Origin of the sequence: Furfurilactobacillus curtus (assembly GCF_045862785.1) — a bacterium.
GTDB lineage: Bacteria > Bacillota > Bacilli > Lactobacillales > Lactobacillaceae > Furfurilactobacillus > Furfurilactobacillus curtus.
The window spans coordinates 16,757-42,860 of the sequence record NZ_BQXO01000005.1 but is presented as its reverse complement, the minus strand read 5'-3'; the positions used below and the strand labels follow the sequence as shown (position 1 = coordinate 42,860).

The window sequence follows — 26,104 nt, the reverse complement described above, 5'->3', positions numbered from 1 at the left end:
AAAAATTTAATTTTCTTTTTAATGGACCAGACCAATGGCAAAGCTTGATTTAATACGTTTTCACTGAAAATCGTACTTGTAAAATGAATGTAAACGGTTGCGTAAGGCGGTGCAACAGCTTTCATATTGTTATATAATGAACCTCGGCAACGTTATAAAGGAATTCGCCTTTGTAACACTGCGTTTAACCTACATCTTAAGGCATTTAAGGAGTGAAAAACGTGGCAACAGAATATAGCTCATTGTTTACGTTCTTTGGCGGCACTGGTGACTTGGCCAAACGTAAACTTTACCCATCATTATTTAAACTTTATGTTCGCGGAAATCTTGGTGAACACTTTGCTGTCATCGGGACTGCCCGTGATAGCTGGAGTGATGACCAATTTCGTGAGGTCGTTACTCAATCGATTCGCGAGGATCAACCAGATGCAGATATGCACGCCGCAAGTGTCTTTGTCACGCACTTCTACTATCTCGCCCACGATGTCACTGATAAAGCCCACTATGCTGTTATGAAAGATCTAGTTGAAAAGCTAGATGAACAATATAGCTTAAAAGGCAACCGAATTTTCTATCTGTCAATGGCACCACGTTTCTTTGGTGAAGTTGCCCTGAACTTGAAGTCCGAAGGTCTATTGTCAGAAGACGGCTCAAACCGTTTAGTCATTGAAAAACCATTTGGGACCGACTTTACCACTGCTGAGACGTTGAACGAGCAGTTGTCCGGTGCATTTGAAGAAAAACAAATCTACCGCATCGACCACTACCTCGGCAAGGAAATGGTTCAAAACATTCAAGCCTTACGCTTTGGCAATACGCTAGTTGAATCCTTGTGGAACAACCGTTATATCGACAACGTGCAGGTTACCTTAAGTGAAAAGCTAGGGGTTGAAGATCGCGCCGGTTATTATGACACGGCAGGTGCTTTACGTGATATGGTCCAAAACCACATCATGCAAATTGTCTCTCAATTGGCAATGGAACAACCCGTATCGTTTACTGATTCTGATGTCCGTGTTGAAAAGATCAAAGCGCTCCGTTCACTGCGGGTGTACAGCCCCGCAGAAGCAGCCAAGAATTTCATCCGTGGTCAGTATGGCGCTAATGATACAGAACCTGCTTACCGTGATGAACCAAATGTGCCTAAGGATTCCGCTAATGACACATTTGTTGCCGGTAAATTATTATTCGACAACTATCGCTGGTCTGGTGTACCATTCTACGTTCGTACCGGGAAACGACTAGCCGATAAGTTTACACGTATCGACGTGGTCTTTAAAAAGCCATTGATCGACATCTTTGCTTTCCCTCAGAACCGAGACAACTCATTAGCACCAAATGTCTTAACGATTTATGTCGAACCAAATTCAGGCTTCTCCTTACAATTAAACGCTAAAACAGCTGGTCAAGGCTTTGAAACGGAACCCATTCATTTGGACTTCCAGCAAGATGTTGCGCAAAAAGAAGAAACACCAGAACCATATGAACGTTTATTGCACGACACCTTAAAAGGCGACCAAACGAACTTTGCTTCATGGGACGAAGTTTCTTACGCCTGGAAATTTGTCGATGTGATTCAGAAGTTGTGGGATTCAGAAACGCCTGACTTCCCGAACTATGTCTCTGGTTCAATGGGGCCTGCCGCTTCAGATGAACTGTTACAACGGGATCACCGTTCATGGATCTACCGTTTGAATCGATAATAACTCGCTTTAAAGCACTCAGAAATAAGAATTTAATACCAGTAAAAAATCTCTCCTAAACGATTAGGAGAGATTTTTTTGTTCATTATTTAGACTTCAATTGTCACAGTTCATTCACGATCAGCCTTGGTTTCCTCGCAGCTTACTGTTTTGAATCTAATCTAATGAGCGATTTCTAAACGCATACATCATTGCTGGCAAAATCGTGAGTGCGCTGATCAGTGAATAGGTCGTATCTAAAACAGTAATTAACCCAAATGAATTTAAAACTGGAAAATGAACAAACAGCAGTGTCGAAAAACCTCCAATTACGGTCAAACCAGAAACGGTAATCGCCCTGCCGACAGAACCCATCGCCGTTTCGATCGCTTGAATAGTGGACTGTCCGGTTCGTAGTTCTTCAATGTACCGTTCCAAAATCAAAATCGTAAATTCCGTTCCGATACCTAGGACTAATGAACTCAAGGCAATCGTGACTGGATTGTAACTGATGCCCAAAATTGCCAGGGTCATGGGTGACAGTCCTAAGACAATGATGATCGGCACTAATGGATATAGTGCGTATCGTAAATTGCGATAAACGAGCAATAACACTAATGCGATAATCACCAAACCAACGACAATAATTAGTTCGTGATTAGCCGTCATATTATCAATCCCCTGCAGCATCATCGCCTGACTGCCAGCGGCAACAATTGTCATGCCACTTGGCTTATTTATCTGTTTGGCATCATTGGAGATGCGGTTCATCAAATGCAGCATTTCGTCGGAATCTAAGTGCGGATTCACTTTAAATGAAATTGTCGCAAATTTATGATTGTTACTAATTAAGGTAGATTTCATGACTTGGGGCATGTCTTTAATCGTGGCATTGACTTGCGTTTGCTTCAATTGACCACTGCCATTTTGATGCATGGTCGTGCCTAATGAGGTCACCGCTTGCAGCTTTCCATGACCATATTTATGAAGCTCTTGCTGACCAAAGGTATTCGCTTTTGCTAAGACCGCTTTGTCACGAGTATCTGGGGATGAAACTAAGTAAGTCAAGTTAGTCGTTGAACCAACCATATCGCTTAATCGATTGGTCCGTTTCAAGGCTGGAATGTCTTGTGGAACCATCTTCATCATATCAGTCTCAACGTTAATACGACTTTCAAAAAAGAAACCAATTCCGCCGAGAATAACTCCCAGCGTGATAATAATTAAACTGTGTTCGGTCACCCATGCACCATAACGGACTAACCCACGTGACAACCAAGAATCATTTGTGGCAGCCACTTTAGCTACGCGTCCGCGGGCAAGTTGTCGTCGATCTAACACCGTTAGCGTTGCGAACATCAAGACCAATTCAACAACGTAACAAATAACGACTCCCATTGCCAACGTGATCCCAAAATTGCGCATCATCGGCGCCCGTGAGATCAGCATCGTCAGAAAACTCAGCGCCATCACAATAACAGCGGTCCCAACGGCCGGCCCAGTATGCGTAATGGTTGCAGTAGTCGCCTGCATACCATCGTGATCATGAGCAAACTCTTCTTCATAGCGATTCAAGAATTGAACCCCAAAATCTGTGCCTAACCCAATAATAATTGGTAAAGTTGCCATCGTCGCCATGGTTAATTCGATCCCGAACCAACCCATTAGCCCAAATGTCCAAATCAAACCGAATAAAACAAATAGTAGCGGCAATAAACGCCGGCGAACCTGGAAGACTAACAGTAAGATACCAATCATCAACAGCACGCCGACAACTAACATAATCGCCATGCTCTGTGACATTAAGGACATAATCGAAGCGGAAATCGCTGGCATTCCGTCAATCTCGCTATTCATCGAACCCTGCTTAAGACCAGCTTTCGTTAATTGCTGGTTGATTTTACGGGTGTACCGCGCAAAGGAATTTTGATTAACATCCCCGTTTAATGTCACCGTAATCAGCAGATGTTTGCCATTTTTAGGTAATAATTGACGCATTTGTTGTGGCACTTTACCCTGGTCACGATACACAAGTTGATTGATCAGCGCCTGAGACATCGACTGCACTGGGGGCAACATGGTTAACATCTGCTTGGCAAATTGACTTCGCTGTAAGGGTGAAAGTTGTTGGAGCGTATAAGCCTGTACTTGTTGCTGCTGGACGGTGGTCAATACTGCCGTAATGCTTGTCGGATCAGCGATTGCGCTTGGATTGGTAGCTAAGGTCTGTTGCTGATCCGGTGTTAATAGCGTTTTCGTATAGGCAGCGATTTGCTGTTGTTGCGTCGCCGACAGTGCCTGACCTAATTGGCGTTGCAACTTAGCGTGTTGCTTGGCTGACAATTGTGCCATCATCGCTTTTTGCAACTGTGGATTAGCCTGCTGTTGACCCTGATTCGCCTGCTGCACTTTCAGTGACGCATTCAAGACATCGACAACACTGGTGGTCGCATGTACGCCGTGTTCTTTATCAATGGCCGACGTGAAACGGGCCACCTTTTTTAAAGTGGCGGGTGTCGTGACACGTTTACCCTGATTTGAAACATCAATTAAATAGGTACTACCACCAAAGTGCCGCTCATATTTTGTTGAATCACGACTTAGTTTAGCGGATTTGGACACAAAAATACTGTTATCTGTGTTCATGGTTACCCGTGGCAACCCTAACCCCACCAATATTGTCAACACAACTGTCACAATCATCATTAGTCCCGCATGATCATGAATGAAGTGCCCAATACGATTAAACAAATCTGTCATCTAGCTTTCCCTCCTAATGTTGCAATGAATCCTGAACCAGTATAGAAAGTTGGCCTTAAAATAGACAGCATCAAAATAGCTCGATTGCCGCAAAAAAAGACGGATTCGCCAATCCGTCTCTTACCAATTCGATATTATGGGACCCTTAACCGCCAGTCCAGCTTTTAAAAAGGCCTTAAAATCAGTTTCATCAATTTCGGGATGATTTAACCAAGTCATCAACATTCCCACAATCGAAGAGGCAAACGCTTCTTTAGCAAAGGCCGGATTAGGCGCCGACTCAAGGGGGATGGCCACAAAATCAAGGACAAAATCACAGTCGTCCTGTTTGTCTAGCATTGCGGTTAATTCATGGATAATTTCTTGGTAAAAATTAAAGCTGGTATTATTCATCAAGATGTTCTTAATGACCCGGCGATTATTATTGACCCACTCCACTAGTCCGTCAATCAAGTCATCGGCCGTCATATTTTCCGTGGTCTCAAATGATTGCCATAATGACTCACTAAGTGCGTCACTAAGCAAATCAAATTTATTATGAAAATAACGATAAAATGTGCTCCGATTGACCTGACCAGCTTCAGCTAAATCAGCTGCTGTAATTTTTTCCAACGGCTTTTTTTGAAGTAAGTTAATCAAGGTCAAGGCTAAGTGTCGTTGCATACGCATGTTTTGTTGTGACATGACCATCGGTAGATTCTCCAATCTTCATCTCTCTGTCTGGCATCCACTCTACCATCCAACACTTGTCTTGACGAGCAACAAATTGAAGAATCTGTCGCAATAATGATCAATCACTTAGCCACCTCGATTTGCAACCCGAGCGATCCTATTGGTTAACTTTAGCCTTCTTTTCGCTTAATCAACTAATTTGATTGTTCGTTGTTTCCCATCAATGACGGTTGCGAATAAACCGTCGTGTCGGCGAGCCTCAACAATTGAACCTGTGAATTCTGGACTGTGTACATCAAATTGATAAAAACCACTCCCTAATTCAGTGACATCAATTTCATAAGCCCCCAATTGATCATCTTGTCCTTGTAATGACTGGCTGCATGATGCCTGTAAATGTCTCTGTCTCACATTTGCCTCCTAACCTAAACCGTGACTTTTGCTCAAATTAACTCATATCGCTAACCCATCAATGTCAACTCACTCTGATTAAATTCTACTTGGCGACAGTATGTTAGTGCAATTAGATGGTTAAATCATTACCCAAGCTTAAGCTTATGCAACAATACGTTTTTGTTTCGAAAACGTAACGCTAGCAGGACCATCTTGGCGATGAGGTTTTTTTGCACAACAAAAAAGCTCGAGCGCATTTTGCGCCGAGCTCTCCATCTGCTTAATTCTTACGATTCAACTTTGAGCGTCATCGCCATTCCTAATCCGCCACCAATACACATGCTTGCAAGTCCGGTCTGCTGTTGCGTTTGTTTTAACGCGTAAATCAGACTCGTGATCAACCGTGCACCAGTTGCACCAATTGGATGACCAATGGCAATCGAACCACCATTGGGATTTAACTTATCTATCGGGATCTGCAAGTCGCGCGCCACGGCCACACTGGGCGCTGCGAAAGCTTCATTAATCTCGAATAAATCAATATCTGCGATTTGTTGGCCTGTTTTGGCAAATAACTTTGTAATCGCTGTTACTGGTGAGTAGCCCATCAACTGTGGATCAACACCGACTTCTTGATAACCCGTAATGGTTGCCAATGGGGATAATCCCAATGATGTCGCTTTACTGCGCCGCATCAGAATCAACGCAGATGCACCATCATTCAATGGAGCAGCATTACCGGCTGTGACCGTACCATCCACTTTAAAGATCGTTTTCAACTTCGCCAATTGCGCCAAACTCGTGTCCTCACGAATCGTTTCATCACGCGTTAGGGTCTTTTCCCCATGGCGAGACTCGACGGTTATCGGTAATATTTCAGCCGTGAATCGGTGGTTGTCACTAGCTGCCGCCGCTTTACGGTGGGACGCTAATGCAAATTCGTCTTGCTGCTTACGAGATACATGGTAAACTTCGGCAACATTTTCCGCTGTCATACCCATTGGAACGCCGGAAAAGGCATCCGTCAAACCATCATGTTCCATGCTATCGATTAACGTCGTATCACCAAATTTAGTCCCAAACCGCATGTTGGTCGCCAAATAGGGCGCCTGACTCATACTTTCGGTGCCACCAACTAAGACAGTGTCGGCGTCCCCCATCGCAATGGCTGCTTGCCCTAAACGGATCGCTTTAAGCCCTGATCCGCAAACTTCATTGATCGTCATCGCCGGGCTATGCTCGGGCACGCCTGCCCGAATTCCAATCTGCCGACTGACATTTTGACCAGAACCTGCTTGTAAGACATTCCCAAAAATTGTTTGGTCGATAACAGCCGGGTCAATTTGTGCCCGTTCAATTGCTGCCTTAGCCACCAAAATCCCCAATTCAACCGCGCTGAAACTAGCCAGCTGACCACCTATTTTTCCAATCGGTGTCCGCACAGCACTGACAATCACAACGTCGTCCATGATGAGCCCTCTTTCTATCCATCTCGCAATAAAAACCAAGTGTACCCGAGTTTCTTTAGTCGAGCAATTATTTTGCTGGCTGCTTGCCATAATGTAATTGAGTCTTAGCAAATCAATTCGTAAATTTATTTCACCGTTAACTGCTTTTGAAAAGTGATTCCGGTTGAAAATAATCAGCGAATCAACTAACATGATAGCTGTATTAGTGTTTAATTTCACACACTTGTGAAACATTGTCGTTGTGCTTAGCATCGGATTCATAATGATAATGATTTTCACAAAAAACATAACGAGGAAGGTTAATCATGGCAGATCAAAAAGCACAAATTGGTGTTGTTGGTTTAGCAGTTATGGGTAAGAACCTTGCCCTAAATATTGAGAGTCGCGGTTACACTGTGGGCGTTTACAACCGGTCACGGGCAAAAACTGACGATATGATGAAAGATCACAGTGAGAAGAAATTAATCCCAAGCTACACGATTGAAGACTTCGTGAACTCCTTGGAAACGCCACGGCGGATTCTGATGATGGTTAAAGCTGGTGCCCCAACGGACGCCGTTATCCAAGAATTATTACCATTACTCGATAAGGGTGACGTGTTGATCGATGGTGGAAACACGAACTTCCATGACACCATGGCCCGTAATGCTGAACTTGATAAGTCTGGTATTAACTTTATCGGCATGGGTGTTTCTGGTGGTGAATTAGGTGCCTTACAAGGACCTTCCTTGATGCCCGGTGGTCAAAAAGAAGCTTATGATTTGGTTGCACCTATCTTGGAACAAATCTCCGCTAAAGCACCCCAAGATGGCAAGCCTTGTGTCACTTACATCGGCCCTAATGGTGCTGGTCACTACGTTAAGATGGTCCACAACGGAATCGAATATGGTGATGAAGAACTAATCGACGAAAGTTACAACATCATGCGCAACGTTGCTGGTATCTCCGTTGACGAAATGGCTGACATCTTCAAAGAATGGAATGAAGGCGAACTCGACAGTTACCTGATCGAAATCACCGCTGACATTCTGACGCGTAAAGATGACCTCGGTGATGACAAGAACAAGCCAATTGTTGACATGATCCTTGACCGTGGGAACAACAAAGGAACTGGTAAGTGGAGTTCAGAAGATGCTTTGAACATCCAAGTACCACAATCCGTGATCACTGAATCTGTCTACGCACGTTACATTTCTATGATGAAAGACGAACGGGTTAAAGCTTCTAAGTCCTTGCCAGCTGCTGCTAACCAAGGCAAAGCTAACATCGGCGACAAGAAAGAGTTTGTCGAAAAGATTCGTCAAGCCCTCTATTTCAGTAAGTTAATGAGTTACGCACAAGGATTCGAACAACTACGCGTCGCTTCAGAAGCCTACAACTGGGACTTGAAGTTCGGCGAATTAGCACAAATCTGGCGTGCTGGTTGTATCATCCGCGCTCGTTTCTTACAAAACATCACGGACGCTTACGACAAAGATCCTAAGCTGACGAACTTACTGTTCGACGACTACTTCAAAGACATCGCGACGAAGTATCAAGAATCCGTTCGTGATGTAGTTGCGATGGCCGTTCAGGCTGGGGTTCCTGTACCAAGCTTCTCTGCTGCGATCACTTACTATGACAGCTTCCGTGCTGAAGTGTTACCTGCCAACTTGTTACAAGCACAACGTGACTACTTTGGCGCTCACACTTATGAACGGACTGACCGTCCTGGTAACTTCCACTACACTTGGTATAAAGAACAATAATTTTATTGATTTGGGAAAAGTCGTGCAGTTGCGCGGCTTTTTTGTTTGAATTGAAGATCAATCTCTGTTTAGTATGTTAACTTCAATTAAAAACACAATCATAAAGAAGAGGAATACTAGATGAAAGTTTTTTTAATTCGCCATTCAGAGCCAGACTATACCGCGGTAACCGAAGCTGGATTTTCGGGATTTGGCCGTGATTTAAGCAGTTTATCTGCAAACGGAATTAGCTTAGCTCAACAATGCGCCCAATCACCGATTTTTAAAAATGTTGAATTAATTCTATCTTCACCATATACTAGGGCGCTAGCAACTGCGGCCGAAATCGTTCGTTTCAATAATATCCCGCTACACATTGAACTGGGTTTACACGAATGGCGTCCAGATCGAACTGACCGCTATTTAAAAAACGGCAATCAAGCCTACGATGCTTGGTTAATTTATAAAAAAAATCATGGACAACGAACAAACGATAACTATTGGGATTATGAAACATCCACAGAGGTCAGAGCACGAGCGCTAAAGGTGCTGTCGGCCTATTCAAAGTATCATTGTCTTGCCTGTGTCACCCATGGTGAAGTGATGCGCCAATTTGGAGATTGGCAACAGATCAAGTATTGTGAAATCAAAACGATTCACCTCTTTGAGTAAGTGTATTACATTCGAAAAATGAGCTTAATTCTTACTTTATTATTGGCATCTCATTTTAAACCGAGTAAGCTTCACACCATCAAAATAACAGATAAAAACGATGCATAGCAGAGTAAACATTAGGGCTAGGTAACTTAATTTTCTCAATTCAACCAAGCCAACTTAGTGATTATAACTGGGGACTAGCCACCTTTGGCTTGGATCACATCATCTTGTATTCGTCCCCTTTATTAAGTTTCATCTATCCATTAGAAACGTTGCTTATTTTCCTCGGATTATTACGGCCATTAATTGGCAAAAATCCATTGATTTATAAAACCACCCTCGGCCTTACCTTTATCCTAGAACTCTTAGACGCGATCCATACCTTACCACCTTTATTGATTAACATTTCGCTATTCAAAACGATCAACGCCTAGACCATGCTCACCATCATCCCCTTGTTCAAGGTTAACTTGGACTGCTTCCCATTTATACTAGTCAGTTTAGGCGGCAGCTGGCTGTTTACGATTGTGACACATTAAGGCACACCAACATCGGCGACCCTCATTAATTCAGAGGAATATTATTTGCCTCAGTTGAGTCATTATCGCTACTCTAGGTGTAACTAGACGCACATATGGGAGTGAAAGATATGACTCATCCAAAAAAGGCAACTCAATTAGGACTTGGCGCGGTGATCCTGCTTGGTTTAAATGGCATTTTAGGCTCCGGTATCTTTCTATTGCCGGGCAAAATGTATAAATTATCTGGTAACTTTAGTTTAGTGCTCATTTTACTGGCTGCACTAGCGACCTTAACCATCGCCTTATGTTTTGCGGATATGGCGAGTCGTGTTTCAGGTAACGGAGCCGCTTGGCTATACACCTATCATGCTTTCGGTCGCTTTCCCGGATTTATCATCGGTTTTTTAGCGTGGATTCAAGGCATCATTACGATCGCGGCAGAAATTGCGGCGTTATTGAATACCTTGCAATTTTTTATGCCCTCGCTGAAACAAACGCTTCCATACAATCTTCTCGGTACAGTGCTAATCATCGTGTTGGCGGTAATTAATCTTGCCGGCGATAAACTGTCTGGCTTGGCCGACAACATTTCCTCAGTGGCTAAGTTGCTAGTCCTTGGCGCGTTTATTCTGATTGGAATTTGGGTCATGAAAGGTAGTAACTTCGTTCAAACTAGCCATTATAACTTTGGCAATTATAGTCAGGCTTTTAATATCATCTTTTATATGTTCGCCGGCTTTTCCTTTTTGCCGATTGCCGCTAGTGATATGGCCAATGCCAAACGTAATCTCCCCATCGCGATGATTGTGGTGACTGTACTGGTGGCGGTCATTTACGGTGCCGCCCAACTAGTTGTCATTGGCCTTCTCGGACCAAACATCATTAATGGAACAACCCCGGTCGCCGCTGCTTTCGCCACAGTACTGGGGCAATCGGGTCAACTCGTTATTTTGCTGGGCATGCTCGTCTCAATTTTAGGGGTCGCCATTTCCGTTTCGTTCAGTACGCCGTTTGTCGCTTCCTCATTGGCTAACGAAGAACAATTATTGCCCGCAATTATTGGTAAAAAGACGAAAAATGGCACCCCTTGGATGTCCATCCTGCTGACAACTTTGGCTAGCATTGCCTTATTGTTCAGCGGCGATTACCTTTTTCTGACCTCTTGCGTCGTGATCATCGCGATCATTCAATACCTGGCCACTGCCCTAGCGACGATTAAATCGCAAAGAGATACAGACGCCAGAGATGATGGCTGGCAATTACCACTCGGCCCGGTCATCCCCATTCTAGCAATTGCCTTTTCGATCTACATTCTAGCTGGCGCACCTTTAAAAACGTGGGCCTTTGGTGGCATCAGCATCGTGATCGGCCTGGTGTTATACGTTGTTGACCAACAAATCTTTCGTAAGGGTGAGCAACATGCGCCACGTTGAGTAGGTATCATATATTCCATACTCTATATAAGACTGTTCAACTTTGGCTTTATCCCGCACCAATTAACAATAACAATCTAACTTTTCAGCGCAGTGAACCGTTCGCTGCGCTTTTTTGCTATCAACAAGTTCGCGTCTATTTCGATCTTTTTTGTCGCATACTAAATTCACTCTTCATACTAGACAATCACTGACAAAAAATGTAGTATTTAAAACTATATAAAGGATGTTCGAATCTATTTTTACAGTTTTTTAAACGACAAACAGGAGATTCCCATGACTGAAAAGATTGCGTTGTTAGTGGACTCAGGTTCCGATGTGCCACCCCGTTTAATTGCCGAAAAAGATAATCTACGTATCGTGCCCCTGCAAATTACCATTGATGGACAAACGTACGCCGATGGGCAAAAGATTACTCCAGCAGAATTTTATCAACGCCAAGCTGCTGCTGCAGAATTACCTAAAACAGCGAGTCCAACGATGGGCGACATTATGACGCAAATTGATGATTTAAAGGCAGGGGGATACACTCACGTCATCGGGATCACCATGTCTGCTGCTTTGTCTGTGACCAACAACGCCTTTCAACAAGCAGCTGATTCACAGACGGATGTGACGATGTCCGTCATTAACACCCAAAGTATCGGAATCGGCAGTGGCTTATTTGCAGTTTATGCCGAAGACCTCATCGAAGCTGGTGATTCTTTTAACAGTATCGTCGCCAAATTAGACGCCGCGATTCCACACAGTCACGTCTATTTTTACATTCCAACTTTGACTTATTTACGAGCTGGCGGACGTATCGGCCGGGTTGCCGGGTTGGTCGGTTCAGCATTAAGTATCAAACCTGTCATCACCTGTGATGAGGAAGGCGTCTACACGACCATCGCCCGGGCACGCACTGAAAAAAAAGCCATTGATAAAATGATCGCCTTAGCTGTCGACGACATTAAGTCGCATAACCAAGTGCGCGTAGCAGTCGCTAATGGCGATAACGAACCTCTAATGGACACCATCATCGAGCAACTGCATACCCAATTTCCCCAACTGACGATTGAAACCGGTGAGATTTCTGCTGCCCTCGGCGCCCACACTGGCCCTGGCTTAGTGGGTATTACCGTTCAGGCGGACTAGCTGATCATCAATCAAAGGAGAAATGTTTCATGAGCACCCTAATCAATCCTGCCAGTGGCCTGCCACCAATGCGCTTGCCACTATGGCAGGATCTACCCACCTTTGACTTACATTTAACTCAATTACTGGACCTAACCAATCAGTATTTGGCGCCCATCACTCACGACACCATTACTAAGACGATGATGCATAATTATTTCAAGGCCAACGTGTTGGTGCCGCCGGATAAAAAACACTATCACCAGATCCATCTCGCTGGCGCCATCGTCGTCGGTCTATTAAAGAACATCTTCACTTTAGAAGAATTACGGCTAGCCCTCCAGTACATCCTCGTCGAGAATTCTCCCCAGACTGGTTACGATCGATTCGCGAATATGTTTAACCACGAAGCCGCCGATGGCACGTTCAAACGTTCCAAACTTAGCGATGAGCAGTTATCGTCGATGTCTGTAGCCGCGGTGATTCAATACAATGCCATGGAAGCTCTCCTATTTTGGTTGGCAGCTCGGCAATTGTTACAGCAAACACTACCGCAAAGTGAGCTGGATGCTGATTGAGTCATAGGCTAATGTCATTCTGCCGGAGCTCGTACACAAAATTAGTTCTAAAAGAGCAAGGACGGCACTAGCCCCGTTCGCTAACTTCAGCAAGCCCATAGTATATAAATAAATCACAATAAATAGCAGTTTAGGATAAAACATCCTAGACTGCTATTTACATGGAGATATGCTGGCTGACCATCATAGAATCACACAAGTATCAGCATTGTCAAAAAACTTGAAATCGAATGGCATAGCATTGACCATTGTTTAGACCTAAAGTAGGTTACTTCTGGCTTGAGCCTGTATTTCTCTGTCAGTTCAAGTTACCAGCTTTGTATAAAAAGATTTAGCTTTTCTGGTCATTTAATCAGAACTTTAATTATCTATCCAGCCTCTTAAAATGGCCTCATATTTTTCTTGATGGAGACCTTACCTTTTCTACTGTACTCGCCTAATAAACCTCTAAACAGCACTAAAACCAACCCAACAAGATTTTTCGTTAAGTCTATGTTACCGCGCAACAATCGGTTACGATAAGCCAGTGCGATTAAATCCCTGTAAAAATACCACCCTCTCTAGGACTAAGTATTCAGAACTAGGTGCATAAAAATCTCTTCATGTTTGTCAGATGAATTATGATTATTCGTCTGATGATCACAAAGAGATCATCAAAATAGTCATTTTTTTGAGATATTTTTTGAGATATTGGATTTTCCGGGTTTTTTAATCAGAGTACGCAAAAGTGCAAGGGTAAAAATTATAGATAGAATTAACCAACCCCACCAAGCAATGCTGAAGACTTTTATACCTAAAGATGAGGCAGCAAATACGGCTAAAATAAGATAAACCCAAAAAGAGATATTCTTATAAAACCTACGATCGAATTTCATATTAGCCCTCCTAAACAGAGTAGATGGACAATGAAAGTAAATTTTATTAAGGAGCGAATTGCGTCTCATCTCGTATTAGTACACCCAGCGCATGACTATTCGCATGTAAACTTTAAAAAGTCATTGCTTTTTAAAGCTTGATCTAAATAAACGATAACGACAATTACATTAAAACACAAAGAACATGTGCTTATATTTACATCGCTTCATTGGGGAATTGCTAAAAACGAGGGAAGTTATTTTACCCTCCTATACATAACAACGGAATATTATAAGCAAAATCGTTTTCGGTGCCAGACAGAAATACTGAGTCGTTTATCGCAAGTATGGAAGGATAATCATGAAAACAAATTTAAGTAGTTTGGATACTTCCCTAAGATAAATGCTGTCGATTCAATCAAAATTTCTGGTGGTTTTAGTGGCTGGAATATTGCAAGCCCTTGAGTATGCCTTTGGTCTATGGTCACACACCTTAAAGATATTCAGAAGAGATATAATAAGATTAGGTAAGCGCCATAACTGGCAAAGAGTAAGGGCTATGAAAGCTAAACCAAATTTAGTTAAATTACTCATCGCTCAAAATTCATTTAAGTCGGTTAAACAACTTAGTTTAAAAGTCATTTTCGGTGGGTCTGTACCTGAAAATTAGTAAAAAACTTGGTGGGACACCGTGGGAGGCGGAATGTATGTTCAGCAGCAGGCTGCACAACACACTTGGAAAACTAATTTCTGATAAAAAATTTGTTGAGTTGTTTAAAATAACCTCCCAGGTTAATTATAGATGAAAATTAAAAACCATTAACATGACATCTAAGAATGTCGAATGAATGGTTGGGTTCAACATTTTCCATACTAAATCTCTTAAAAGGAATGAGTTAACGTGGACAAAGAATTATTAAGTCAACTAAAACAATTACATTTTAAAAAACAAAATGAGCAAAAAATCATTGATGCGGGCATTAATGAACTTAACTCAGGAGCCTATGAAGGACGGGTTATCAAAGATTTACAACAAAGCTTTGGAAAATTGGCATTATCAAAGAACATTTCAGCAGAAGCGCTTGCGCTTTATACTGCTTTGCAAAAACCAAACATTGGACATGATGTCGGACTCAACATTGGAACCTGGGTTTGAAGTTTTCCAAGATTCAATGTTTTTGGGAAATGGCTTATTGCATAAGTAAATCAGCATAACAAATCTGTTCAATAAGGATTATCAATCCATAGTTTTGTTTATCGCATAACATCAACAAATTTATTCGATTTAAAGTATAAAACAAAAAATTGCGCATCAATTTGTGAAGTGTTTTACAATTTAGGTGTGGTGCAAGCTTAACCAATTCATCCAAGTAACTAGGAATGTACTGCTCGTTTCTTATTATTTCCATCTAACTTAAAACATGGAGTCACATGACCACGATTGAGGAGCAATTATCATGGAAAACCGACTAATTAGTTTGTCCACATTTGGAGAAACAGTTTCTAGCTTGATTAACGGTATGTTGCATTGCCTTAGTGAACTTAACCGAATCAAGTCTAATATCAGGTATGCATTTGGCAAAGTTTACCCCATTGCTAGTCGAGCGCTTTAATGGAAAATTTTAATTTTAAAAATAAATATTATCCCCTTACCGTGTTGTTATTTATCATCGGCTACCTAAATCAGCTGTCCATGAGCCACTTTCTCAGTTGGCTATCAATGCTTCTTACTGGAATGCTAAGCCTCGGGATTTTATACGGTTTTCACCACATCCCGGATTTTTTCCGCCCACTGCCAAGTCCTAAATGGCGTGTACTCCTAAAATATGTCTTGCAGCTTTTTGTTTTTGAACTCATTGCGATTCTGCTAGTGGTTTTAACTAAACCTGCTGAATTAGTCGCGATTAACCCAGCTGGTACCCGGGCCTATTTAACAACGCTTTCTGTAATTATGCGACTATGGCTAACATTCAAATTATTGGTATCCATAGTCGGAGAAGAAGTTGCGATGGCTTCGCTTTTATTACCACTAATTCGCTTAGTATCTCAAACTAAATTTAAAAATCATTCCTGGCCAATCGTTAATCTAATCGGCTGTATTATTTTTATGTTTTTACACTTACCTCACTATCAGATGAATTGGGCGTATGTATTTATCGTTGGTGTCTCTCGGTATCCGCTCACCGCGTCGTGGCGGGGAGCCAATAGTTTGCGCAACGGGATTTATGTCCATTGGATTTCCGACGCGACAACACTACTGAGCGTACTGGTGGCATGATTTAAACACAGATTCATGAGTACTGATCATGGTGATTGTCTGGATTTACTGCCTTTAGTGCCTCCGCTAAAATACCCTAATAAAAAATGAAGGGAGCAGCTTATGTTTACGACCAAAGTTATGTGGGCACTGATCTTTCTAGTTGTCTTATTCGGAGTTTCTTACCTCCAAGCATTATATTTTAGAAGATTTGGGCCCGACGTATTCGCAAAAAGGTTGGCAAACCGACACAATTTCATTTACTTCATCGTTATTTGCACAGTGATCTTAGTGATTGGCTGTTGGTCTTTTTTCTTTGGCGATATCTTCGATTAAATTCAATTGAAGGATGAAATACAGCTACCTAAAAAGCCAGTATCAAACTCATCAATGAGCTAATTGAAATGTTGTATTTTCACAAACGCAAATAGCCCCTGCAACGCCAGTATTACCAACGTTGCGGGGGTTATTTAGGTAGCTCTAATCATGTTAAATTTCAATCGCCGTGGCCGCATTCAATGAATACAAGAATTTATGCGCCACTGGCAAGCCGGTCATGCTCGTCAAGGCGGCCGCATACAAGTTCAATTGACCGCGATAACGATCCGCCAATGTTGCTAATGCAGACTCACGATGCGCTTGATCGACATAATCTGTTTTGTAATCAAATACGGTGACGGCGCCGTCTTCAATGAAGTAGCCATCGATGATTCCGTGAATCAGCACCTGTTCGGCCTGACTGACATCAGCCGGTTGATGAATCCCTTGATACAGTTGATAGGCAGGAATCAAGAGTGAAAAAGCAGCTTCACGTTGGAGATCATTGGTATGGGCTAAAACAGCTTGACCTAGTGGTTGCGTGAAAAAGGCCGTTAACTGGTCAACATTAATCTGTAAAGCCACAGCAGCTGTTAACACATTAGCATCCGTTAACTGGTTAATGACTTGTTGTAGCTGTTCACGTGAGGGTTGTCCCTTGGTTAAATCGACTTCTTGCAGCACCAAGTGAGTCGCAGTCCCAATTTCGGTGGCGGATGGTGCCGTCACTGTTTGCATAAATCTAGGCGTCTGCAAAATTTCAGTATTCACCCGTGAACGTGCTTTGGCTTCTTCGTCTAACATCAAAGTGCCTAATTCGGCTTGATCCGGTTCTTCAAACAAACGTTTTAATTCTGATACCGATTGATAGGCCGTTGTTTGGGTAGCTGCTTGATTGGCATAGGTAAAGGTTAATACTTGTTCCAAGGCATCAACGTTCAAGTCGCTAACCACTGTTTGCTGTGCCTTAGCTTGCAAGTCAGTGAGGTACGTGGAAGGTTGATCATCTACCACGGCTAAGATCCCCGCTTGCTGCAACTGTGCCTTAGTCACCATCGTCAGTTTAAAACTGGTCAGTCGATCCTGCTGTCCAGCTTCATCTAATGGTAAGGGCGTCACTAATTGCCCGACACCTAATTGATCTGCTACCCTCGGCACACGCAACAGCGCCATCCCGATCCAATCCATAAAGTTCTTCGTCTCGCTACGCGCAGTTGGGTTAAGGGTCAATTCTGGATTAGTCGCCGCGCGCTGCCAGTGTCTCAATAAATCTGCTTGATCTTGGTAAGTGCCGACGACAAACAACCGTTGCTGCGCCCGGGTTAGCGCAACATATAACACCCGCATCTCTTCAGATAATAATTTATTGGTCGCCTGATTGGCCACGATCTTCTTTTGGAGCGTATCAATTTTCAAATGCCGCTGCGAATCTAACCAGCTGATGCCAATCCCTAAGTGGTCATCAAGTACGACCGCACTACGTTGGTCTGACAGATTAAAGCCATGAGAAGCGTCCATCACGAAGACAACGGGAAATTCCAGTCCTTTGCTACCATGAATGGTCATCACAGAGACCGCGTTTTCTTCATTGTCGACATTGACTTCGGCCAGATCCTTATTATGTTTTTGCATCTCGTTGATAAAACGAACGAATTGAAAGACGCCTTTAAAACTACTCTTTTCATAGTCCGCAGCGCGCGCATACAAGGCGTGTAAATTATTGGCCCGTTGTTGACCACCTGGCATCCCTGCCACATAGTCGAGAAAGCCAGTTCGTTGATAAATGGTCCAAATTAAGGTCACTAGCTGATTTTGGCGAGCAATGTCACGAAATTCATCTAACTGGCTTAAAAAGCGTTGAATGCGTTCATGGATTTGTTGCCCAAACGCGCCGACCTGTTCTGGCAGCTCAACAACCCGTTGTTCAAAATCGAGGAGCGCCTGGAAGTAATCACTGGTCTTATTTTGAATGCGTAAATAAGCTAATTCATTTTCACCTAATCCTACAATTGGCGAGCGCAACACGGCCACTAGTGGAATGTCCTGATACGGATTATCAATAATCTGTAGCAGTGACATCATAATTTGAATCTCGGTCGTTTGAAAGTAATTGGCAGTGTCACGCACGGCTAACGGTACGCCTAACTTAGCAAACTGTTCTTGTAACAGTAAATTATTATTGCGCGTCGGCACTAACAAGGCCACATCGCCATATTGTAGATCGCGATACTGACCGCTACTGCGATCGTAAAGTTGTTCATGGTTAGCAACCATATCACGGATTTTAGCAGCGACCATCACAATCTGGCCCTCTGCTCGATCATTGATCGCTAACGCATCATCGACGTCTTCTAAATCTGCCGGTGCATCCGCAGCAGGCGCCGGTGTGCCACTTTCATAAATCAGTACCTCTGCTGGGGGAACTTGATCCAACGGATAATCTTTCGGTCCGTATTGGAGTTCGGCATCACCGGCATAGTTCATTTCGCCTAGTCGTTCATCCATCAGTTGTGAAAAGATCAGGTTCGTAAATTCATCCACGTTTTTCATCGAGCGGAAATTATCCGCTAACACAATTCGCTCATCATCGACATCAGAAAGTGCTTCGTCAGCCGTTTTAAAAGTATTGTATTTATGCAGGAATAAGGTGGGATCTGCCAGTCGAAAGCGATAAATCGATTGTTTCATATCGCCAACCATGAACATGTTGCCGGGTTCAGGGTCTTGATGAGCGACTGACTGTAAGATCTGTTCTTGTAGTTCATTGATATCTTGATACTCATCCACCAACACTTCATGATACTTTTGACTGACCGCCTCGTGCACACCGGGATCTTGCAAAATTTCGTACGCAAAGTGTTCTAAATCACCAAAATCCACCAAGTGACGGCGGCGTTTTTCGGCACTGAACGCATCCATAAATTGCTGAACAATGTCCGCTAACTGGGTAACTAACTGACCGGCATGCTGATTAACCAGGCGCAAGTCAGCTTCACTCAGCGCGAAATACTGATTCAGCAACCCATCTAGCCGCTGTTTCAAGCCTAAACGTAGTGCTTTCAATTGGTCATGGATCCGTTGGTCATCCGAATCAAGCTTGAGCAACCGTGGCGCACGCCCTGTATCGACCTCGGCAATTGTCTGCCGCAGCTGATCCCAATCGGTATCGTCAACCACCGTCTGTAAGTTGGTGAAACGTTCGGATAGTTCCTTTAACAGCGGCGTCCATTTTTCGATGTAATCCATGCTTGAAAAGCCATCGGTCAAATTTTGGGCCGTTTGCACATCATTCAGACATTGTGTCAATGCATTCTGCACCGCTGGCGCGACGTACTTTTGCACAAGATCACTATGCCACAAATCTTGTTCTGCCAGTTGATATGCAGTCGGCAATCCACGTAACCAACCGGATGGATCTGCCTTAGCGGTCGCAAAAGTGGCCAACCGAAAGACTAGGTCTTGTAAGCCTTGATCATCGCGATCCCCTGAAAAATTTCGCGTCAATGTCGCAAACTGACCATCATCTTCGGCATATAGCGTTTCACGTAGCTCACTCCATACAGATTCTTTGAGTAACTGGGCTTCAGTCTCATCTGCTAATTGACGGAAAACAGGATCCAAGTGAATGACATAGTAATATTTTTGAACGAGTCGTAAACAAAATGCATCCAGTGTACTAATATCTGCACTATTCAGAAGGGTCAGTTGATGCAATAACCGCCGGCGTTGTTGACTGCTAGTAGCGTCACTGCCAACGGTAGCATTGATTTGATCGCGCAGTGTCGTCTGAATTCGGTCGCGCATTTCTTTGGCCGCCGCATTCGTAAAGGTCACGATCAGTAAATTAGTAATATCAATTTGCCGTTGTTCATCCAATAATTTCGTAATCACCCGCTCAACTAATACGCGAGTTTTACCAGAACCAGCCGAGGCAGAAACCAACACATTATGGCCGCCATGATGGATGGCAGCGTCTTGCGCTGGGGTAAAATTCAGTGATTTATTCGCCATCATCGGCCTCCTTTTGCTGGTCCTTGGGGGATTTATCATCATCTTCAAGCCGAGCTAATACATCTTCTGGTCCTAATTTATCTAACATATGATACCGATTTTCCGGCAACATCGCGTCAAATCGCATAATCGCCGGATACGGTGAATACTGTAGACCCGTGCGTTTACGGGCATCCTGGAATGGATTCAAGCGTGTTTCGCCGTTGAAAATCGCGGTCCCCGCAGCTTTAATCAAATCCTCTTCATGCTTTAACAATTTCTTCAGTTGCGCTGGAGTGATGACATTTTTCGCACTCGCCATGAGACTACCATCTTTTTTAATCGCAAACGGATAAATCTTCGATGTACCCCCAGTACTGACCGAATCGTCTAACGCCGCTAACAGCATTGGATCAGCCACCAACACGCCCTGATACTTATAAGCGCTTAACAACGCCGCATCAAGTTTCGTTAAGTCATCTAGATCAAGCAATTTGCCTTTTCCGAGCACATTTAACGGTAGTGACGCATTTTGAATGTGCAAATATAAAGCGCCCGCTAATTCCGGCGTCACACCATTCGCTAAGTTGGGTAACCGCGTCGCGTCCTGCTGTAAGGCATCCAAGTACGTTAACATTTGCATCGACAATCCATAATAAGCTTGTTCAAAATCAAAAGTTCGGCGCCCAGACTTATAATCCACCACACTCAGATAAGCCTGTTGGTCCGTTAACACGCCATCAATCCGATCAATTTTCCCTCGAACATTGATTTGATGTCGACCGCCGAGTTTAAATGACAGCGCTGGTAAACCTTGCTCAGCCCCCACATGACCAAAGAGAACTTCCGTTGCCAACGGTCGCATTTGAGTAGTGTGCTGCTGTCGCCCAATCATGACCGCCATTCGTTTGACGGTCTCAATTAACTGAGCGCGAATATAGCCCATGCGATGAGAGCTATTTAAAATGGCAAATTGTGGTTGTTCGTTAATGTCTGGCATCACGTCATTAATTAACCGGTTAATGGCATCATCGGATAAACGGCTTAAGTCCAGTTGTTCACTGACAACGCGTTTCATCAATTGATCTAACGCCAGATGGAAGTATTCACCGGTGCTGGCCGGTGACAGTTCAAATTCATCCCGTTGAGTTAAACGTAAACCGAATTTCAAAAAGTACTCGTATTGATTTCGATAAAAGGTTTCTAACTGCGAAATCGAGGTATTTAATTCATCACCATATAAACCAGTGACGATTTCCGGCCGCAATGGTTCAGGAACATTGCGATAGTCTAACCCAGCTAATAGTTGATTGGTCAGCGCCTGAAGTGACGAGAACTGCAACCATCGATATAAATAGAGCCACAGTTTTGGTAGTGATTTCTGTTGCGTTTTGGCTTGATAGCTCACTTTGACTAGGTTTGCCAACGTAAAACGGGGGGAACCAACAAACGGTTGGATCGCTGAAATTTGCTGGCTTTCCACCTCTGGATCAGCGTTATAAGTAATGATTGGCAACTTGAAGTGGTCAGCAATCTCCGTCACATATCGGGACGGCTGCAATCCTATTTCATCACTACTAGCCTGCGGATATGATAAGACTAATCGCTGACAACCCGTTAAAAAACCAAGATAGTTGATAAATGGATCAGTAGTCATTTGTTCACCGGCACCCAGCGTTAAAAATTGGTCCGTCGCCAGTTGCGGTGATAATTGATCCCGATCACTGTCCGTCAAAATGGTGCTTTCACTCACCGTATCAGGCATAACATCATCTGTGGCCCCAATCATAAAGACGACCTGATAATCATTTTGCTGAGCAATTCCGGTCTCCGACACCGTCACTTGATCCAACGTGGCGGGAATTTGCGTATAAGCCGCGCCGTCAAAACCGTTTAAGAGCAAGGCAGCGAATTCATCCACGTCAAAACCAGTGGTTTCTCCCAATGAACTCACGTATTCATCCAAAATATTCGTAAATGTGTGCCAAGTCTGTTCGGTTCTGGATGCTCGTGCCAAATCACCACGCTCAGTGGCCGTTTGTCGCCATGAATTTAATACCTCCACGACACCATGGTTAACGAGGAATTCATATAAAATCTTCGCGGCTGCTAAACCATTTGTGGCCCGATCTAGTGCTTTAAACAATGGTGGTAACGTTTGCCGAATGTAATGATGGATCAAATTGATTTGTCGTTGAACCTGCTGATCTTTCTCCGTTAGGGTTTCATCAGCCGCATTAAATAGGCGCCAATAGGACCAATCTGCAGAATCAAGCCAAGCAGCGCCTTCAATGCCGGTCTTCAGTACCCAATTTTCCGTCAAAGCTAAGGCCTGACGAAAGGCTTCAATAGATAACTGTTGACCATCAATCATCGGGATTAACAATTCGGTTTTAAGTAACCGCATCACATCTTGATAACGATAAAAATGGCTACGTACGTCAAATAACGCCCCGACCAACTCAATTAAGGGATGCTGATCCATCGGCTTATCTGAATCGTCAAAATAAGGAATTTCCATTTGATCAAAGACAGGCCCAAGAAAATTCTCATACGGCGCCAAATGTCGACTCAAGACCAAAAAATCTCGGTAATGATAGCGTTCCGGTTGTTGGGCCACCAGCGTGCGAATCTGCCGCGCCACTTGGTTTAACTCGTCAAGCCGGCTCGTTGCCGTAAAAATTTGCAACTGGTCTTGAGCTGATAGTGGTTGGGCTGGTACCCGATTGGCCGGTCGACTGGCAACCCAATAGTCATCCAATGCTGCTAACGAATCACTAACTCGCCTGGTTTTAGCCATCGTATCCAGTTGAACTGGCACTTGATTGGCCTTGGCTAATGCCACCAGTCGTTGATACGCGAGTGCCGGTTGGTAGAACAAATCGCCCATCATCGGTGCCTGTTTTGGCGCCTGATCGATCACTAAGGAGACCGTGACCGATGCTGCCTTAACCATCAAAGTCGCTAGCAATTGTTGCTCTTGCGCGGAAAATCCGGTGAAGCCATCTAAATAAATATGCGCGTGATTCAAGTGATCCCCGGCGGCAAAGTAATCAGTTAACTGGTTAATTAAATCAGCGTTGTCGATGTATTTTCCGGCCAACGTCTCCGTATAAGCCTGATACACAATCGCCAAATCATGTAATTTTCCACCTAGATCACTCTGCTGTGAAACCGTTAGTTGACCCGCCAGACGCTGCAAATCTTCAGCGCTCACTCGGCCGACCTTCAGTTCCGCAAACTGACGCACCAATTGATTAATAAATCCGGTCTGATTAAGTTCTCCTGCAAATACCGTCAATTCAGTCTGATGATCAGCAATAATGTGATATAGCAACATGCTTAAACCCGCGTTAGATAGACGCGGTAACTGATAGGTCGCTGTATTCTTCATGAAATACCAGGCCAATCGGGTAAACGAAAATACTTGCACCTGTCCATCAGCAAACAGTGGTGCATCGGCTCGACCAGTAGCTTGTTTCAGCGCGGTTAAGACGCCAACTTCCGCATTAAATTTAATATGGTTGGGCACTAACACAAAATATTGATCGGTTGGGTGCTCGACCATCGAGGCGTGTATTTGTTCAATTAACGTTTGCCGATGGTCGTACTTAGCGGCACCCAAAATAAAGTTTAATGTCACAGCCTAGCTCCTTCTAAAATATTACAGTGACTTGTTAATTACATTTTACTCGAAATCAGCTTCAGTGACACCGCTAGCTAATTGATTGACCGCGTAAACATTTGGTGAATCGTTGATTAGCGGCTTGGGACCTAGGTTAAACTGTTTACATTGTCGTTCCCGTCAACCAGCCTGAACTTCGCGAGCATGAGCCCTGAAAAAGATCGGAGGATTTGCTTTGAATGTTAATCAATTTCAGGCATTTTGTTAGCGCTTCCATAAAGTCTCTGCTATACTGCATGGTGAGGAAGGAAGTTGGCCTTTAATCAAGTGAGAACCCCGCAGCAATTGCCGTGGTTCAGGGCATGAAGTCACTGCTCCGTGAAATGGTAAAGCCTTCAAAAACATCGTCAGGGAGCGAACGTCCCATTTCAATCAGATGTTTTAGTTGATTTGCTAGAGCGTGAATCATGACTGCGTTAATCCGTGTTGGCCTTAGAAAGATTCCTTCCTAATGCACCGACAAGGTCGATTGGATGAAGTGTTCATCAATCGGCAACAGGCTGACGGCAACCTAGAATCCGTCATTTATTCAGCAGTCCCCGGGGCTGCACAATTAAACAGCCGGGACATCCGGTAGTAGCTTGTGAGCGAATGATGACTTGGTGAAATTGCCATGGGTCGTTTGCGAAGACCGAGTTACGGAAAGCTGTTCGCTAGGTGGCGGGCAGCTTTTTTATTGTGTAGAAAGTCGCATTATTAACGTTGACTAAGCGATTTAATGTCTTATCATATATAGTGATAGTTTGGAACAAGATTCATCTGGGGAATGTGTTGTGGTAAGCATGTTGCCAAGTACCTGTCTGGTAGCGGGTGCGATCGATTGGGGTGTGCGATGGCACACCTTTTTCTATACATAAATCACGTCAATTTCACTAACTTTTAGCTGATACAAACCGCTCTAAATCAAGCTTGTTCAACTAGACCAATTCAATTTCACAAAGTTTTCGAAATAAAAGCCCGCCATCTCAATGATGACGGGCTTACTTTTGTTAATGGAGATTATGTTAACTAGCTTAATTCTGCGATAATTTAACACTGACCAAAGACGTGTTCCCACTATCTAATTGAGCTTCAATCTGCGCAATATCAACACTCACTTCTTGCGATCCATTACCAGACGCACTGGGACCACCAGAAACAAAGAATTTTACGTTGCCGTTTTGAGGGGCATCAAATCCGAGTCCACCACCTGCTTGCGTATCCAAACTGAATTCCCCAGTATCACTGGATTGATAAATATGATAATAACCACCGAAATGACTCTTAAGTTGATCTAACTTATCCCACCACAATGGCTGATTAAACTCCGTTGCAATGTTTACTTGTTCGGCATAAGTCATAATCTCTTCGGCATACTTAGTGGGATCATTTTGCGCATCAGCAACTAAATCAGTCCCCGGTGTTGAAGTCGTGTTACTGCCTGAAGCCTGAATAATGTCCACTTTTTTCGTGCGACCCGCCATATCAGCCTCGGAAAAGTTCTGATTGGCATAAGTCTGAATCGCTTTTAGTGAGACTTTCAGTAGCTCGTTATCTTGGCTATCGTAAAAAGCAACTTCATTATGGTCATTCCCGACTAGGCTGTAATAAACCGCATTCGGATCTTTATTGGTGTCAGTGCGCGTTTCAACATAATATTTTGCCGTATTCTGATCCACGGTCTTAACTGAAATCGTGAACCCATTGCCCCCGTCAGTAAAAATATTATGCCAGGTCTGATTATTGGATACGTACTTCACCCCATAATAAACAATGGCCACAGCGGACTCTTTCGGATTGTTCTTTAATTCAGCAATCGAAAAATTGCCTTTATTTGCGACCTTTTTATCACTGGATTCGCTAGTTTTCGTTGTCTGTTGACTATGCGAACTAGCGTTACTATGTTCACCGCCGGCACTTAATCGTCCAATCACAAATAAACAAATGACAGCGAGCACAATAATAATTCCGATTAGAATATTCCGTAATGTTTTACTCATCTCAACCTCAAATTAT

Annotated in this window: 17 protein-coding genes; 9 read left to right on the top strand and 8 right to left on the bottom strand. The window is 43.5% G+C overall.

The genetic code is table 11. The features are described from left to right. Positions 1–221 precede the first annotated feature (221 nt). Complete coding sequence (gene zwf / locus ACKTR2_RS08400) at positions 222–1,703, top strand: glucose-6-phosphate dehydrogenase (protein ID WP_407884420.1); 1,482 nt, start codon at positions 222–224, stop codon at positions 1,701–1,703. A gap of 156 nt (positions 1,704–1,859) precedes the next feature. Here the strand turns inward: zwf and ACKTR2_RS08395 are convergent, their stop codons facing one another. The 4 genes from ACKTR2_RS08395 to ACKTR2_RS08380 all read right to left on the bottom strand — a co-directional run bounded on the left by ACKTR2_RS08395 (position 1,860) and on the right by ACKTR2_RS08380 (position 6,976). Beyond that, on the bottom strand, positions 1,860–4,442 hold the full coding sequence (locus ACKTR2_RS08395; protein WP_407884418.1) for an efflux RND transporter permease subunit: 2,583 nt from the start codon (positions 4,440–4,442) through the stop codon (positions 1,860–1,862). Positions 4,443–4,562: 120 nt separating this feature from the next. Continuing rightward, the gene (locus ACKTR2_RS08390) at positions 4,563–5,132 is read right to left on the bottom strand and encodes a TetR/AcrR family transcriptional regulator (RefSeq protein WP_407884416.1); all 570 of its coding nucleotides are present in this window, start codon (positions 5,130–5,132) and stop codon (positions 4,563–4,565) included. A 168-nt stretch (positions 5,133–5,300) separates the two neighbouring features. After that, the gene (locus ACKTR2_RS08385) at positions 5,301–5,525 is read right to left on the bottom strand and encodes a hypothetical protein (protein WP_407884414.1); all 225 of its coding nucleotides are present in this window, start codon (positions 5,523–5,525) and stop codon (positions 5,301–5,303) included. Positions 5,526–5,794: 269 nt separating this feature from the next. Next, positions 5,795–6,976 carry a thiolase family protein gene (locus tag ACKTR2_RS08380; protein WP_407884412.1) on the bottom strand — a complete coding sequence of 394 codons (1,182 nt, stop codon included), beginning with the start codon at positions 6,974–6,976 and terminating at the stop codon, positions 5,795–5,797. 305 nt (positions 6,977–7,281) lie between these two features. Between ACKTR2_RS08380 and gndA the strand changes: the two genes are divergently transcribed. The 6 genes from gndA (at position 7,282) to ACKTR2_RS08350 (ending at position 13,005) form a co-directional block, all read left to right on the top strand. Further along, positions 7,282–8,724 (top strand): NADP-dependent phosphogluconate dehydrogenase, encoded by a 1,443-nt coding sequence (gndA, locus tag ACKTR2_RS08375; protein WP_407884410.1) that lies wholly within the window; start codon positions 7,282–7,284, stop codon positions 8,722–8,724. Between the two features lie 120 nt (positions 8,725–8,844). Further along, positions 8,845–9,375, top strand: a complete 531-nt coding sequence (locus tag ACKTR2_RS08370) for a histidine phosphatase family protein (RefSeq protein WP_407884408.1) — start codon at positions 8,845–8,847, stop codon at positions 9,373–9,375. Positions 9,376–9,512: 137 nt separating this feature from the next. Further along, complete coding sequence (locus ACKTR2_RS08365) at positions 9,513–9,794, top strand: branched-chain amino acid transport system II carrier protein (RefSeq protein WP_407884546.1); 282 nt, start codon at positions 9,513–9,515, stop codon at positions 9,792–9,794. Positions 9,795–10,009: 215 nt separating this feature from the next. Beyond that, positions 10,010–11,314 (top strand): APC family permease, encoded by a 1,305-nt coding sequence (locus ACKTR2_RS08360; protein ID WP_407884406.1) that lies wholly within the window; start codon positions 10,010–10,012, stop codon positions 11,312–11,314. A 276-nt stretch (positions 11,315–11,590) separates the two neighbouring features. Beyond that, positions 11,591–12,448: a DegV family protein gene (locus ACKTR2_RS08355; RefSeq protein WP_407884404.1), complete on the top strand. Its 858-nt coding sequence runs from the start codon at positions 11,591–11,593 to the stop codon at positions 12,446–12,448. 29 nt (positions 12,449–12,477) lie between these two features. Then, positions 12,478–13,005, top strand: coding sequence for a DUF1836 domain-containing protein (locus ACKTR2_RS08350; protein WP_407884402.1), 528 nt, complete (start codon positions 12,478–12,480; stop codon positions 13,003–13,005). 662 nt (positions 13,006–13,667) lie between these two features. On the opposite strand, the gene ACKTR2_RS08345 is transcribed toward ACKTR2_RS08350, so the two are convergent. Next, positions 13,668–13,880, bottom strand: coding sequence for a hypothetical protein (locus ACKTR2_RS08345; RefSeq protein WP_407884400.1), 213 nt, complete (start codon positions 13,878–13,880; stop codon positions 13,668–13,670). Between the two features lie 880 nt (positions 13,881–14,760). Between ACKTR2_RS08345 and ACKTR2_RS08340 the strand changes: the two genes are divergently transcribed. Continuing rightward, a complete protein-coding gene (locus tag ACKTR2_RS08340; protein ID WP_407884398.1) occupies positions 14,761–15,015 on the top strand; it encodes a hypothetical protein in 255 nt (84 codons plus the stop codon). A 456-nt stretch (positions 15,016–15,471) separates the two neighbouring features. After that, positions 15,472–16,137, top strand: coding sequence for a CPBP family glutamic-type intramembrane protease (locus ACKTR2_RS08335; RefSeq protein WP_407884396.1), 666 nt, complete (start codon positions 15,472–15,474; stop codon positions 16,135–16,137). Positions 16,138–16,605: 468 nt separating this feature from the next. Here ACKTR2_RS08335 and addA read toward each other — a convergent pair whose 3' ends face one another. From addA to ACKTR2_RS08320, 3 genes are all read right to left on the bottom strand, one after another. Further along, complete coding sequence (gene addA, locus ACKTR2_RS08330) at positions 16,606–20,445, bottom strand: helicase-exonuclease AddAB subunit AddA (RefSeq protein ID WP_407884394.1); 3,840 nt, start codon at positions 20,443–20,445, stop codon at positions 16,606–16,608. Beyond that, positions 20,435–24,067, bottom strand: coding sequence for a PD-(D/E)XK nuclease family protein (locus ACKTR2_RS08325; RefSeq protein WP_407884392.1), 3,633 nt, complete (start codon positions 24,065–24,067; stop codon positions 20,435–20,437). The genes addA and ACKTR2_RS08325 overlap by 11 nt, the downstream gene beginning before the upstream one ends. Positions 24,068–25,122: 1,055 nt before the next feature. Then, a complete protein-coding gene (locus ACKTR2_RS08320) occupies positions 25,123–26,088 on the bottom strand; it encodes a hypothetical protein (protein ID WP_407884390.1) in 966 nt (321 codons plus the stop codon). Positions 26,089–26,104: the final 16 nt, after the last annotated feature.